This window comes from Changchengzhania lutea (assembly GCF_006974145.1).
Classification (GTDB): Bacteria; Bacteroidota; Bacteroidia; order Flavobacteriales; family Flavobacteriaceae; genus Changchengzhania; species Changchengzhania lutea.
In genome coordinates, this window is sequence record NZ_CP039456.1 from 3,428,918 (window position 1) to 3,443,844 (window position 14,927).

Annotated in this window: 11 protein-coding genes; 9 read left to right on the top strand and 2 right to left on the bottom strand. The window is 35.7% G+C overall.

From position 1 onward, the window contains the following. Nucleotides 1-3 precede the first annotated feature (3 nt). Nucleotides 4-2,760, bottom strand: a complete 2,757-nt coding sequence (locus tag FAF07_RS15440) for a putative LPS assembly protein LptD (protein ID WP_142785948.1) — start codon at nucleotides 2,758-2,760, stop codon at nucleotides 4-6. Nucleotides 2,761-2,937: 177 nt separating this feature from the next. Between FAF07_RS15440 and FAF07_RS15445 the strand changes: the two genes are divergently transcribed. The 9 genes from FAF07_RS15445 (at nucleotide 2,938) to bshA (ending at nucleotide 13,454) form a co-directional block, all read left to right on the top strand. Continuing rightward, on the top strand, nucleotides 2,938-4,047 hold the full coding sequence (locus FAF07_RS15445; protein WP_142785949.1) for an N-acetylmuramoyl-L-alanine amidase family protein: 1,110 nt from the start codon (nucleotides 2,938-2,940) through the stop codon (nucleotides 4,045-4,047). A gap of 51 nt (nucleotides 4,048-4,098) precedes the next feature. After that, a complete protein-coding gene (locus tag FAF07_RS15450) occupies nucleotides 4,099-5,061 on the top strand; it encodes an MlaD family protein (RefSeq protein WP_142785950.1) in 963 nt (320 codons plus the stop codon). A 12-nt stretch (nucleotides 5,062-5,073) separates the two neighbouring features. Continuing rightward, complete coding sequence (locus FAF07_RS15455) at nucleotides 5,074-6,381, top strand: (Fe-S)-binding protein (RefSeq protein ID WP_142785951.1); 1,308 nt, start codon at nucleotides 5,074-5,076, stop codon at nucleotides 6,379-6,381. Nucleotides 6,382-6,471: 90 nt separating this feature from the next. After that, entirely contained in the window at nucleotides 6,472-7,263 is a 792-nt protein-coding gene (locus FAF07_RS15460; protein WP_142785952.1) for a (Fe-S)-binding protein, read from the top strand. A gap of 6 nt (nucleotides 7,264-7,269) precedes the next feature. Continuing rightward, complete coding sequence (locus tag FAF07_RS18595; protein ID WP_185956456.1) at nucleotides 7,270-7,440, top strand: hypothetical protein; 171 nt, start codon at nucleotides 7,270-7,272, stop codon at nucleotides 7,438-7,440. Further along, on the top strand, nucleotides 7,434-7,919 hold the full coding sequence (locus FAF07_RS15465) for an ABC transporter ATPase (RefSeq protein ID WP_142785953.1): 486 nt from the start codon (nucleotides 7,434-7,436) through the stop codon (nucleotides 7,917-7,919). Before FAF07_RS18595 ends, FAF07_RS15465 begins: the two co-directional genes overlap by 7 nt. Nucleotides 7,920-8,004: 85 nt before the next feature. After that, the gene (serB, locus tag FAF07_RS15470) at nucleotides 8,005-9,228 is read left to right on the top strand and encodes a phosphoserine phosphatase SerB (protein WP_142785954.1); all 1,224 of its coding nucleotides are present in this window, start codon (nucleotides 8,005-8,007) and stop codon (nucleotides 9,226-9,228) included. 158 nt (nucleotides 9,229-9,386) lie between these two features. After that, a complete protein-coding gene (locus FAF07_RS15475) occupies nucleotides 9,387-12,308 on the top strand; it encodes a glycoside hydrolase family 3 N-terminal domain-containing protein (RefSeq protein WP_142785955.1) in 2,922 nt (973 codons plus the stop codon). A 9-nt stretch (nucleotides 12,309-12,317) separates the two neighbouring features. Then, the gene (bshA, locus tag FAF07_RS15480; protein WP_142785956.1) at nucleotides 12,318-13,454 is read left to right on the top strand and encodes an N-acetyl-alpha-D-glucosaminyl L-malate synthase BshA; all 1,137 of its coding nucleotides are present in this window, start codon (nucleotides 12,318-12,320) and stop codon (nucleotides 13,452-13,454) included. Nucleotides 13,455-13,669: 215 nt separating this feature from the next. Here bshA and FAF07_RS15485 read toward each other — a convergent pair whose 3' ends face one another. Then, nucleotides 13,670-14,734, bottom strand: a complete 1,065-nt coding sequence (locus tag FAF07_RS15485) for an endonuclease/exonuclease/phosphatase family protein (protein WP_142785957.1) — start codon at nucleotides 14,732-14,734, stop codon at nucleotides 13,670-13,672. Between the last annotated feature and the right edge of the window lie 193 nt (nucleotides 14,735-14,927).

Sequence of the window (14,927 nt, forward strand, 5' to 3'; positions counted from 1 at the left end):
AAATTATAATCGAACATCGGGTTGACGCCGTTGTTCGTATTTTAAATCTTTCAAAATGCTTGATTTGATACCAATAAAGAAATTCCAAGAACTTCGTGTACTAAAAGGGACCCAACTAAAATTCATTCGCCAACTTAATAAATCACGTTCAAAACGCAATTGGGTATATGTAAAGCCTTGATTTTTCAAATCGTAACCAGAAGAGGCGCCAACAGACCATTTTTCTGAAAGATCAATATCGCCAGAAAACATTAAGGAATGTGAAGAGATTTCATTTTGGCGTGCTGAATTTGAATAGTTAACCGCATAGGCCAAACGCAAAGACCAGGGTATTTTATAGTTGTAAAGATCGCTGGGAACTTCTTCTTCCTCAACCTCGTCATCAGCAAATTGCTGATTCGCAAAATCTTCAGAAACGCCGAATAAATCATCGGCACGACCGCCACTTCTTAAATTCTCTCGGCTACTATCGCTTTCATCATCATCCTTCTTCCCATCCTTACTAGAAAGCGACCAACTAGCGGTTAAGTTAGCGCTGGTCAATCTAAATAAACTGCCCCCATTATCAATATTAAATTTATCGATTTTCTTATTATTGCTATCTAACGCATAGGGGTCTAAGGTAGCCCCAAAATTGATACTCATTTTATTTTTAAAGAGTTGTGTGCCACCAGACATTCTAACAGCACTCCACTGTAAGGAATCGCCGGCAAAATTATAGGAGGTTGAGAAGTTTAAATTATTTAGAAGGATAACTTTCTTTGGCTCCGTAGCAGTGCTATCTTTATCGCGAACTTTAGCTTCAAAGTTATTGGATAATGACATGCCCATGGAGCTCGAAAAATTTTTATTTGGTGTACCAAAAATGGAGCCTTCAAAACGGGTGAACTCAACATCATCGGTAGTTTGTCCGTCGGCACTAACCACTTCATAGGTGTCGTAATATTTATCAAATGATGGATTAATATTATAACTCAACGAGGGTCTCATAACATGGCGTATCGCCTTTATTTTTTTGTCTTCACCTTCCTTTTCAAAATTAAACATCCCATAAATAGTAGTTCCTAAACTGGTACTAAAATTATAGGTTCTAAAGGTGTCAAAACCGTTAATGGTTTCTGTTACCGGTTGCCTTTCAACAGGGTCATAGGTTCTGTCAATGGTTTTAAAGGTCCATACCTCGTTGTAATTGGTACTGGCACTAACGCTAAAATACTTGAATACCTTAAAATTTGTACTTAGGGGAATGGTGTGTTGGAATCCAGTTTTAGCATCGTCGAACATTTCCTTTTTAAAGAAAAGGGAATCGGTAGTTTGAATTCTATTCTCCGCCCTTAAATTATATTGTAGATTAATGTTTTGAATGACTCCTTTTTTTGAACCGACCTTTGGTGCCAACGGGAATATTCTGCCAACGCTTCCTTGAAAGGTTGGAAGCGTCATATTAATCTGTTCGGTATTCGTATTTTGCGAATGCGTAGCCGTAACACTAAAATTCACTTGGGGTTCTCCTTGAAATGTTTTGGAATACGATACAGAAGATGCTAGCGTATTATTTAAAAAAGACCCAGTGTTTACCTGATTGATAGAACTACGGTAATAGGTGCTACTACCCAAGTTCACAGAAGCCGAAAACCTAGAGTTGGGATTGGATTTTGAGTCTTGGCTGTGAGACCACCTTAAATTATAAATGGTGTTTTTTCCATAATCTGGAAAGCCACGTTCACTGGTTATTAAATTTTCATAACGAAAACTAAGGTTTCCGTTGAATCTATATCGAACTCTGTATTTATTTTCAACGCGAAAGCCATAGCTACCATTCGTATAATAATCACCTAAAACAGCCAAATCAAAATAGTCACTTATGGCAAAGTAGTAGCCACCATTTTGAAGAAAGTAACCGCGGTCATTTTGTTCACCAAAACTTGGAATAATCACACCAGAAGTTTGTTTCTCAGACTGTGGAAAAAAGCCAAACGGGAGTCCAAGAGGGGTAGGGACGTCATAAATAAAGAGGTTAGCTAAACCCGTAACTATTTTTTTTCCAGGCACAATTTTGGCCTTTCTAAGTTTGATATAATATTCTGGATCTTCTAAATCTTTGGCGGTCGTATATTTAGCATCTTTTAAAAAGTAGACCGAATCGTTTTCCTTTTTCGTGATTTCAGCAATAACAGTACCTTCACCTTGCTCAGTTTTAGAATTGAAAATAAGCGCTTTTTTGCTTTCTGTATTAAAAACAATAGAATCAGGTTCTACAACATTGGCCCCTTGTGTAAAAATTGGTGCCTGTGTATAGCCTTCGATAGAATCAGTAATACCACGTGCATATACCGTATTGGTGCTGTAATCTATAATAATATTACCCGCTTTTATATTCATGTCACCATAATCAATAACGGCTTCATTATAGAGATAGAGCTTTCGTTTTTTATTGTTGAATTTGGTATAATCAACAGCACTGTATTTGACAATATATTCTAAAAGATCTTTCTTCTTTTGCGCAGTAGAATCTGTTGCTGTAGTATCCTGAATGGCCTCAGAAATTTCAGGTTTAACTTCTAAACTATCAGTTGCTATAATGACCGTATCTTTTTTGCTCGGATTAATGCTGTCCTGTTTTCTTGGGATATCTTGGGCGAAGCTAAACGTGTTGATAAACACTGTAAAACTTAATGCAAAAAGTATTTTAAAGTTGTTTGTACGCAACGCTTTTAAATGTATTTTTGTAAAAGTATGGCTCGGTTTTTGAATTGCCAAAATTACATATATTTTTCTGTGATTGATTTATTTATTCACTTAAAAATTGAAATTTAAAATAAACCAAGTTTTTTAATCGTTAAGTTCCTCATAGCTTACTGTTTATGGGTTTTTTGTTTAAAAAGGCATAAAGCATAGTTTTGATAGAATGGATTTAAAGCAACAATAGCATATCACATGAAAACGGGTAACATATTACTTTTCGTATCTTTTATAATAGTATTAACATTTTCATCTTTTGTAATAAAGCAAGAAGATAAGTCTTCGGGCAAGTTTATTGTCGTATTAGATGCAGGTCATGGTGGTAAAGACCCTGGTAAGCCTTCTAAATATGGTTACAAAGAAAAAGACATCGCCCTTAAAATAGTATTGCTTGTAGGAAAGCAATTAGAGAAAAATCCAAACATAAAAGTGGTTTACACAAGAAAAAAGGATGTATTCATTGAATTGAAGGACAGGCCAAGAATAGCAAATAAAGCTAAAGCCGATTTGTTTGTTTCCGTACACTGCAATGCCCATCATACCCAGGCCTACGGGACCGAAACCTTTGTTTTAGGAGTGGCGAATACCCAACGTAACTTTGAAGTTGCCAAGGCTGAGAACGAGGTAATATTTTTAGAAGATGATTATGAAAAGAAATATGAAGGGTTTAATCCAAATACTCCTGAAATAGGCATAGGGTTGGCGCTTATTCAAGAGGAATACACAGATCAAAGTATTCTATTGGCTAGTCTAATTGAGAAGAATTTTGCCAATAAGATTAAAAGAAAAAGCAGGGGAGTTAAGCAAGCGAGTTTATGGGTGATGCATCAAACTGTTATGCCTAGCGTTTTAATAGAAACAGGTTTTGTAACCAATAAGAAAGAAGGGTCGTATCTAAACTCTAAAAAAGGTCAACAAGAAATTTCAGAATCCATTGTAAATGCCATTCTAGAGTATAAGAAAAGTTTAGATAATAATATAGGAGATTCATTAGAGGCTGAAGATGATATTTTATTACCTACTGAAGAACGCATTGTTAACGACGTTATCTTTAAAGTGCAAATTGCAGCAAGTTCCAAAGTTCTAGAACCAAGATCTTATAATTTTAAGGGTTTAACTGATATTTCGCGTATCCAAGTTGGTAGTATTTATAAATATTATTATGGTAATACCTCAGATTATAACAAGACCAAAGTTATGGAGCAGGAAGCTAAAAAGAAAGGCTACACCTCAAGCTTTATTGTTGCATTTAAAGATGGAAAGAAAGTCGCTTTGGCAGAAGCTTTAAAATCAACTGCGAATTAAAGGGTATTCTTTTCAAATTTATTTTAAATTTGTGCTTCTAAAACAATCAATTTGAAATTATCTAGAGAAGTTAAAGCCGGAATTTTAGTTATATTAGGGATCGCACTTTTTATATTTGGGTTTAACTATTTAAAAGGCAAAAACTTACTCGATTCCTCCCGAACGTATTACTCAATCTATGATAATGTGGAAGGCTTGTCCACATCAACCCCCGTAACTATTAATGGTTTAACCGTAGGAAAAGTGATGTCAATATCATTCAACGAAGATGCCTCTGGTAAACTTTTGGTTAAAATGCTTGTTGATAATGATTTTCAGTTTTCAAAAAACAGCAAAGCTCAATTATACGAAACTGGACTTATTGGCGGGAAAGCCATTGCCATACTTCCGGCTTTTGACAATGCCGAAAATGCTATTGGTGGAGACTTTTTAGAAGGTTCCACGAAAGCAGGGTTAACCGATTTGGTAAATCAAAGGTTAACGCCTCTCCAAGAAAAAATTGAAACTATGATGGTGAGTGCAGATATCTTGTTAAATAATATCAACGATATTTTTGATGAGCAAACCAAAGCGAACTTAAAAAGTAGTGTTTCAGGTCTTAACTCAACCATAGCCTCTTTCCAAGAAACTTCGATCTCACTTAACCAATTGTTAAAAACTAATGAAGTAAAATTAAATAGCGTACTAACCAATGCCAATAACGTAACCAGTGACTTGGCAGAGGTAACAAAAACTATTGCAGATGCAGATTTAGGGAAAACGATAAAGAATTTAGAATCAACCCTTCAGAATTTTAATAACATCATATCCAATTTAGAAAACGGACAAGGGTCTATGGGTAAATTACTGGCCGATGAACAATTGTATAACAATCTAGAAGGGGCTTCTAAACAATTAGAACAGTTACTTGAAGATATGAAATTAAACCCAAAACGCTATGTTCACTTCTCGCTATTCGGCAAAAAACCAAAACAATATGATGCTGATGGGAATGAAGTCAAAACCGATAATTAACCCAACCTGATTATGGATTACTTACCAAATATAATCTTTGCCATTGCGCTTATTCTCGGACTTGGTTTTTTTGCAAAAAACGTAAAGAAACTTAAACGAAATATCATGTTGGGCCATGATGTCGATGTTAGTGATAACAAATCACAACGTTGGAAAAATATGGCGATGATAGCATTGGGGCAAAGTAAAATGGTGCGTCGCCCCATTGCCGGTTTTTTACACGTGATTGTGTATGTAGGGTTTGTGATTATAAATATAGAGGTTTTAGAAATTATCATTGATGGTCTTTTAGGAACGCATAGGGTGTTTTCTTCAATAGGGCCTTTATATGGCATATTAATTGGAGCATTTGAAATTTTGGCGCTCTTGGTATTTGTGTCAGTTGTACTTTTTTGGATTCGTAGAAATGTAATTAAATTGCAACGTTTCTGGAAAAGCGAAATGACCAGTTGGCCAAAAAATGACGCGAATTTCATATTATACTTCGAAATGGTTTTAATGACCTTGTTCCTTGTAATGAATGCGACGGATACCAATTTTCAAGATTTAAATTCAGGGAATATAGTCAGCCAGTTTATCGCCCCTTGGTTCGATGGATTTTCCGAAACCGTACTGCATACTATAGAAAGAGCGGCTTGGTGGATTCATATTTTAGGCATTTTGGTTTTCTTAAATTACCTATACTATTCGAAACACCTTCATATTTTATTGGCCTTTCCAAATACCTATTACGGGCGTTTAAAGCCAAAAGGTGCTTTAAATAATTTGGAAGCGGTAACTGCCGAAGTAAAAATGATGATGGATCCTAATATCGATCCTTTTGCAGCACCAGAAGAAGGAGTAGAGGACGATGTGCCTGCAAAATTTGGAGCCAGCGATGTTCAAGATTTAAACTGGGTCCAGCTATTAAGCGCATATACCTGTACCGAATGTGGACGCTGTACCAGTGAGTGTCCGGCAAATCAAACGGGCAAAAAGTTATCCCCTCGTAAAATAATGATGGACACTAGGGACCGTTTGGAGGAAGTTGGCAAAAACATAGATGCTAATAACGGCGAGTTTAAGGAAGACGGGAAACAACTTTTGGATACGTATATTACCCGTGAAGAACTTTGGGCCTGTACATCCTGCAACGCCTGTGTCGAAGCCTGCCCCGTAAGCATTGATCCACTTTCAATAATTATAGATATGAGACGCTATTTGGTGATGGAACAATCTGCAGCACCAGTAGAACTAAACAATATGATGACCAATATTGAGAACAACGGTGCACCATGGCCATATAACCAGATGGATCGGTTGAACTGGAAAAATGAATAATTAAATAATTTTGGGCGTTACCAATCCCTAACGCAAAAACAACATACATCCTGCGAGGTTTTGAACCTTGTAGGTATTAAACTTTAAACAATGAGCGAATTACTTAAAGTACCTACGATGGCCGAATATATGGCACAAGGCAAACAACCAGAAGTATTGTTTTGGGTGGGCTGTGCAGGTAGTTTTGATGACCGAGCAAAAAAGATAACAAAAGCATTTGTCAAGTTATTAAATAAAGCAAACGTCGAATTTGCAGTATTAGGAACTGAAGAGAGCTGTACCGGAGATCCAGCAAAAAGATCGGGCAACGAGTTTTTATTTCAAATGCAAGCGGTGACCAATATTGAGGTCATGAATGCTTATGAAATAAAGAAAATAGTCACGGCATGTCCGCACTGTTTCAATACCATTAAAAACGAGTATCCAGAATTAGGTGGGAACTATGAGGTGATGCATCACACACAATTCTTAAAAACACTGCTTGACGATGGCCGTTTGACCATTGAAGGTGGTAAATATAAAGGCAAACGTATTACCTTTCATGATCCTTGTTATTTAGGTCGTGCCAATAACGTTTATGAAGCACCGCGAGAACTCATTCAAAAACTTGAGGCGGAGTTGGTGGAAATGAAAAACTGCAAACGCAATGGCTTATGCTGCGGTGCTGGAGGAGCTCAAATGTTTAAGGAACCTGAAAAGGGTGACAAAGATGTGAATATTGAGCGTACAGAACAAGCGCTGGAAGTAAAACCAGATATTATTGCAGCAGGTTGCCCGTTTTGTAACACGATGATGACGGATGGCGTAAAAGTAAAAGAACAGGAAGGCGATGTTCAAGTCATGGATGTTGCAGAATTGATTGCGAACGCACAGGATTTATAATTTAGAATGAATACTATAAGAATTTCTGGGATTGTCATTTTAATAGTTGGTATTATTATGAACAGATTTTTAAATAACGACGGAATAGATTTTGTTTCTGGATTATTAATTGGATTGGGAATAGGGACTATTATTACAGGACAAATAAGCACCAAATACAATCATAAAAAATGCTAGTAGATTTTAATACCTTACCAGAAGAATCACGTGTTTGGATATACCAAGCCAATCGCTCTTTTACAGAAACAGAGCTTACCGAAATAAAATCGAAGCTCGACGTATTTATAGATAACTGGACGGCTCATGGCAGTAATCTAGAATCAGGCTATATTATTAAATATAAGCGATTTATAGTTATTGGCTTAAATCAAGACTTAAATAATGCTACAGGATGTTCTATTGATGCATCCGTTCATTTTATTCAACAATTAGAGAAGGATTATAACGTGGATTTAATGGATAAGATGAATGTTTCTTATAAGCAAGGCGACTTTGTAGCCTATAAAACACTTACCGATTTTAGAAAAATGGCTAAGGATAAAGCTGTGTCAAAAAAAACGATTGTGTTTAATAATTTAGTAAACAACATCACAGAGTTCAAAGAAAATTGGGAAGTTCCAGCAAGCGAGAGTTGGCATAGTCGATTTATAAAGTAAATTATCAAAAATTTGATATACAAAAACTTTCATGTCTCACCGAGAATAATCATTTTTACACCATTCTAAAAGTAATCATGATATTATGACTAGCGAGATTGTCTTATTAAATATTTCAGGACCAGATAAACCTGGTTTAACTTCTAGCTTAACCTGTGTTTTGGCAGAATATGGTGCTAAAGTATTGGATATTGGTCAAGCCAATATTCATGACACATTATCCTTGGGCATATTATTCGAAATTCAGTCCAAGAAAAAATCTGCAGCGGTTTTAAAAGATTTACTCTTTAAAGCCTACGAACTTGGTATCACAGCGAAGTTTACGCCGATTAGCATGGGAGATTATGAGAATTGGGTTGGTCTTCAGGGAAAAGATAGATATATCATTACTATTCTTGGAGAAAAACTGGCTGCCGAACAGATTTCTGAAGTGACTAAAGTGATATCAGATAAAAACTTGAATATTGATTCTATAAAGCGGCTTACTGGTCGAATATCCCTGATTACAAAGGATGAATATCCTAGAGCTTCCATACAGCTTTCAATTCGGGGAAAAATCGATAACAAAGCAGAGTTTACTGAAAAATTCATGCAAATTTCTAGCGATTTAGATGTAGATATCGCATTTCAAGAAGATAATATTTACAGACGTAACAGACGATTGGTGTGTTTTGATATGGATTCAACGCTTATTCAAACCGAAGTTATTGATGAATTAGCAGAATTAGCAGGTGTTGGTGATGAAGTCAGAGCCATTACAGAGTCGGCGATGCAGGGAGAAATTGATTTTAAGGAAAGTTTTGTGAGGCGTATGAAACTCTTAAAAGGCTTACGCGAAGATGTGCTTCATGATGTGGCCATCAATTTACCAATAACAAAAGGGGCAAGACGCCTTATCGATACCTTAAAAAGCTATGGCTTTAAAACCGCTATACTATCAGGTGGTTTTTCATATTTCGGAAATTATTTAAAAGAAGAGCTTGGTATGGACTATGTGTATGCCAATGAACTGGAGATTGTCGATGGTGTGCTCACTGGCGGGTATCTTGGGGAAATTGTGGATGGTAACAAAAAAGCAGAGTATCTTAAAGAAATTGTTGAAAAAGAAGGCATACACATCAACCAGACCATTGCAGTTGGCGATGGCGCAAATGATTTGGCCATGCTGAACCTAGCCGGATTAGGCATAGCATTTCATGCCAAACCTAAGGTAAAAGACAATGCACAAAATTCTATTTCCAGTATTGGTTTAGATGGTGTTTTATATTTGTTAGGCTATCATGACAGACATATTGATTTACTGGATTAGGTCTAAAAAGATTGATCATGAATTTAGATAGTATTAAGTTAACTAATTCTTTATAAATCTATCTTAAAGTCTTTTTATCTTCTTCTTAAATGTATTAATTTGGCACGGTTATTAGGGGTACGTTGTAGGATCCCTAAAACATTATAATGAATCATTCTATGCGCCAAATTTCAATCATATTTATATTTTCTCTATTTACGATCACTTCTTTTTCTCAAAGTAGTCATAACCCTTTGTTATCGTCAGATAAGGAAGCCCAAGAAAAATGGGTGGATAGCATTTATAAGTCCATGACCCTGCATGAACGTGTTGGTCAATTATACATGGTCCAAGTCATGTCTAATCAAAATAATGCAACTAAAAACAACATCATCAAGCTTATTAGGGATTACCATATTGGTGGATTAATATATTCTAATGGCGGCCCTGTGAGGCAGGCCAAGTTAAATAACGAATTACAATCCCTTTCTAAAATACCCTTGTTGATAGGTATGGATGCCGAATGGGGTTTAAGTATGCGCTTGGATTCTACCTATGCTTTTCCTTGGAACATGACTTTAGGTGCCATAAAAAACAATAAGCTTATTGAACAAACGGGACGGCAAATAGGAGAACACTGCAAACGTATAGGAGTTCATTTTAATTTCGCACCGGTTGTGGATATCAACACAAATCCTAAAAACCCAATTATTGGAAACCGCTCATTTGGTGAAGACCGAGACAATGTAACCAACAAAGCTTTGGCATTCATGAAAGGGATGCAAAGTGCAGGCGTATTGGCAAATGCCAAGCATTTTCCTGGACACGGTGATACTGATCAAGACTCGCATCATACCTTGCCAACTATAGCATTTAATGCAAAACGAATTGATTCCATAGAATTATATCCCTACAAGAAATTGATTTCTAAAGGCTTATCAAGCGTTATGGTAGCGCATTTAAACGTGCCTAGTTTAGAATCGCGAGATGGCTATCCATCATCACTTTCGTCGCATATCGTGACCGATATCTTAAAAGAGCGTATGGACTTTAAGGGGCTTATTTTTACTGATGCTTTAACTATGAAGGGTGCTTCCAATTTTAGTGAAACCGGCGCTATTGATTTGGCAGCGTTTATAGCAGGAAATGATGTCATGCTCATGTCTGAAAACGTAAGTATTGGAATGTCAAAATTAATGGATGCCTATAACAAAGGCACTATTACCGAAAAACGATTAGCCCACTCCGTTAAGAAGGTTTTAATGGCGAAATATAAAGTCGGTTTAAATCAATATAAGCCTGTAGGATTATACGGTTTGGTTTCAGATTTAGACCGAATTGAGGATGATGTTTTATATGAAGAACTGATCGAAAATGCCTTAACGATTACGAAAAATGATAAAAAGCTATTACCCTTCCAACAACTGGAAAAAAAGTCTATAGCTTACGTTGCACTTGGCGATGATTCTGGTGCTGTTTTCTTCAGCGAGTTAAAAAAGTATGGCAAAGTTCATAAAATTACATCAAAGACGCTAGAGGATTTAAAGAACAAACTTCAGCCTTATAATACGGTGATATTTGGGTTACATAAATCGAACGAAAGCCCATGGAAGAGCTATAAATTTTCAACTAAAGAAATTGTTTGGGTTGAAGAAATAGCAAAAACGCATCAAGTCGTTTTAGATGTTTTTGCAAAACCTTATGCACTTTCAGATTTCCAAAATATCGATAACATAGAAAGCATTATTATTAGTTATCAAAATAGTAAAATAACTCAAGAAAAATCGGCACAACTTATTTTTGGTGCCATTCCGTCAAAAGGCGTATTACCAGTTTCAATACAACCTTTTTTTAAGGAAGGCGAAGGCATTTTTAATAATACAGTTAGTAGATTAGGTTATACTATTCCTGAACGCGCCGGTATGAATTCATACAAATTAAACAGGATAGACTCCATAGCTAAGATCGCGGTTGATTCTATGATGACACCAGGAATTCAAATTTTGGTAGCCCGAAAGGGTAAGGTGGTTTATAATAAAAATTTTGGACATCACACCTATGCAGAAAAGAATCAGGTATCATTTGATGATATCTATGATGTGGCATCACTAACAAAAATAGTTGCCACGTTACCACTTCTCATGGAATTGGTAGAGCAGGGTACAATCTCTTTAAACACAAAGTTGTCCGATATGCTTCCAGAGTATAAAAACTCAAATAAAGCGAATATTACCTTAAAGAGCATGTTATCGCATTATGCAAGACTAAAACCTTGGGTGCCGTTCTATTTTAACACCTTAGACGAAGACAGTAAACGACCAAGTGCCAAGTATTATAGAAATTCAAAGAGTGAAAAATTTAATATTGAAGTATCAAAAAATTTGTTTTTAAGAAGTGACTATCAAGATTCTATTCAAGGCATTATTAAGGATTCAGAATTACTTAACAGACTTAGATACCGTTACAGCGATTTACCCTATTATATTTTAAAAAAGTATATTGAAAGGCATTACGGTAAACCTTTAAACGTGTTGGCTCAAGAGCATTTTTACGAGTCTTTAGGCGCTAATTACACTCTATACAATCCGTATCATAAAATTAGCAATAAAAAAATTGTACCTACTGAAGAAGACGACTATTATAGGTTTCAGAAAGTGCATGGTTATGTTCATGATATGGGAGCGGCCATGCAGAATGGCGTAGGTGGGCATGCAGGCGTTTTTAGCAATGCTAATGATCTGGCCAAAATTATGCAGATGTACTTACAGAAAGGGTATTATGGAGGCAAACGCTATTTAAATCCAGAAACTGTAGATAAATTTAATACCTGCTATTATTGCGATGATAATAATAGAAGAGGTATTGGATTTGATAAACCTCAATTAGGTGAAAGTGGGCCAACTTGCGGGTGTATTTCCATGACTAGTTTTGGGCATTCTGGATTTACGGGAACCTATGCCTGGGCAGATCCTGAAGAGGAGATTGTTTACATTTTTCTAGCTAACAGAACATATCCAAGAGCAGGTAAAAACCTACTTCTTAAAGAAAATATTAGAACAGACATTCAGCGTCTTATTTACGAGGCTATTGAAGATAAATAAAAATAAATAATGAAAATTGGCATAGTATGTTATCCTACGTTTGGAGGAAGTGGCGTTGTAGCAACCGAATTAGGTTTAGAACTTTCTAAACGCGGTCATGAAATCCATTTTATAACCTATAACCAACCAGTAAGGTTAGAGTTATTGAGTAATGATGTGCACTACCATGAGGTTAATGTGCCTGAGTACCCTCTCTTTCATTACCAACCCTATGAGTTGGCGTTATCTAGTAAATTGGTAGATATGGTCAAGCTTCATAAAATTGAAATTCTACATGTGCATTATGCTATTCCACATGCCTATGCGGCCTATATGGCAAAGAAAATGCTGATTGAGGAAGGTATTTACGTTCCTATTGTGACCACACTACACGGTACAGATATCACGCTTGTTGGCAGTCATCCATTTTACAAACCAGCGGTGACTTTTAGTATCAATAAATCGGATGCAGTTACAGCAGTATCTCAAAGTTTAAAAGAGGATACCTTGCGCTTATTTGATATTAAAAACACCATTTCGGTCGTGCCAAACTTTATTGATTTGGACAAGTATAAATTTAAATTCACAGATTGTCAACGCGGAATGATGGCAACAGATGAAGAAAAAATTATCACACATATTAGTAATTTAAGAGAGGTAAAGCGCGTACACGATGTTATTTCGGTTTTCTATAATATTCAAAAAGCAATGCCAGCAAAACTAATGTTGGTTGGGGAAGGCCCTGAGCGTGAGAAGATTGAATTACAATGTCAATCGCTAGGAATTTTGGATAAAGTCGTCTTTTTTGGTCGGAGCAATGAAATTGATAAAATTTTATGTTTTAGCGATTTGTTCTTGTTGCCCTCTGCCACAGAAAGTTTTGGGTTGGCAGCATTAGAGGCTATGGCATCTGGTGTGCCTGTAATTTCAAGTAATACGGGTGGTATTCCAGAAGTCAATATCCACGGTGTTTCAGGGTTTCTAAGTGATGTTGGCGATGTTGAAGATATGACTAAGAATGCACTTTATATTTTATCAAGTAGTGAACGACTAAAAAGCTTTAAACAAAATGCAAGAAAAGAATCTAATAAATTCGATTTGCATCAAATAGTGCCTCAATATGAAGCAATCTATGAAGATACTTTGGCGAAGTGTTTAGTGTTATGATATTTTAAACAACTATAACAACTCACCTATTCTGCTGCTTTAATCCGGCAAATAAACCATTAACTTAAATCAAAAGATTTAATATTTTGTTTCCAATTTTAGTCATATAACTAAAAAAACAAAAATATTATGAATTCTAGATTTCAATCTTGTATAGAGGCTTGTTAAGCATGTTTAGTGGTTGTCAAAGTTGTTTAATAGACCCCATAATAATTTTATGCTTGTTCCCTTAGATTATCAATTTGGTCTTGAGCAGTTTTTAATTCCTCGGAAGTAGGAGGGGTAGGTTCTTGCTCGTTAGCTTTTTCGGGTTCAAAACTCAATTCTGTATAAAACGGAAAATGGTCAGAAGAAATATCACTACAACTTTTAAGTGTTTTTACCCTAAATTCTGGGGAAACAAATATATGATCTAAGGGCCATCTCAATAATCTACTGTCCGCACTAAATGTACTAAACATACCGCGCCCAATTCTTACATCCAATAAGGTACTGGTGCGCTTAAAAAGTTTTGAAGTTACCGACCAAGCAACATCATTAAAATCGCCCAATACAATCACGGGTAGCTTTGATGCTCTACTTAATTTTGCAATCATCATCATTTCTGCGTCCCTATCTGTAGATAATGGGTTTTCTTGTGGCATTGGAGGTGTTGGATGAATGGCATATAACTGTAAAAGTTTACCGTTTGGTAATACCACCTTAGTATGGATGGATGGAATGCTATCATCTACCATATAATGTTCTTCAGTATCAGTTAGTTTTAATTTGGAATATAGCAACATGCCGTAAGTATTACCAATAGGAATTTCGTATTTATATTTATAATCCGGACTTAAGTCCTTACTAATATCCTTTAGCCAACGTTCATCTGCCTCAGTAAATAGCATAATATCGGCATCAAGTGCGTTCATTTCTTTAATTAAATGCTCGCTTTCTTCGTTATCTTGTAAGACGTTTGCTGTGAAAACCTTTAGGATTGTATTCGCATCGGCACTAGCATTTTCTACCTCGTACTTATTAAATGCAGTATACGGGTAGATTTTAATAAATTGAAATATAAAACAACCGATTAAGGTGGCTATAAATAAGTAGTCTTTATAATTCTTAAAATCAAACTTTATTATATAGGTTATTATCGCTAAGGCGGTCAAGAATGTGAGTTGAATGTGTGGAAAGTCAAACATTCTAATCCACCAGTGGTCTAAAGGGATATAGGGTAAAATGGTTAAGCCAATGGCCACTATTCCAAAGCCTGTTAAAAAAATCTTTAAGTTCATTAATTTGAATTTTGCCCAAAATTAACAAATTAAACGGGATTTAACCTATTATAAAATTATTAGGCAATATTGTAACTCTGATCAACAGTTGCAGTGAAGTTTTCATTTGAACAAATATTTGAATCTTTCGAGCAAAAACACACCTTGATTATTATTTAAATTGCTATTAATTAATAATCTAAAAAATACAAAC

Bases quoted from the DNA above. Each gene is read 5' to 3' on its own strand.
- FAF07_RS15445 (WP_142785949.1), top strand. From the start codon at position 2,938: ATGAAAACGGGTAACATATTACTTTTCGTATCTTTTATAATAGTATTA.
- FAF07_RS15455 (WP_142785951.1), top strand. From the start codon at position 5,074: ATGGATTACTTACCAAATATAATCTTTGCCATTGCGCTTATTCTCGGA.
- FAF07_RS15460 (WP_142785952.1), top strand. From the start codon at position 6,472: ATGAGCGAATTACTTAAAGTACCTACGATGGCCGAATATATGGCACAA.
- FAF07_RS18595 (WP_185956456.1), top strand. From the start codon at position 7,270: ATGAATACTATAAGAATTTCTGGGATTGTCATTTTAATAGTTGGTATT.
- FAF07_RS15465 (WP_142785953.1), top strand. From the start codon at position 7,434: ATGCTAGTAGATTTTAATACCTTACCAGAAGAATCACGTGTTTGGATA.
- serB (WP_142785954.1), top strand. From the start codon at position 8,005: ATGACTAGCGAGATTGTCTTATTAAATATTTCAGGACCAGATAAACCT.
- FAF07_RS15475 (WP_142785955.1), top strand. From the start codon at position 9,387: ATGCGCCAAATTTCAATCATATTTATATTTTCTCTATTTACGATCACT.
- bshA (WP_142785956.1), top strand. From the start codon at position 12,318: ATGAAAATTGGCATAGTATGTTATCCTACGTTTGGAGGAAGTGGCGTT.
- FAF07_RS15485 (WP_142785957.1), bottom strand. From the start codon at position 14,734: ATGAACTTAAAGATTTTTTTAACAGGCTTTGGAATAGTGGCCATTGGC.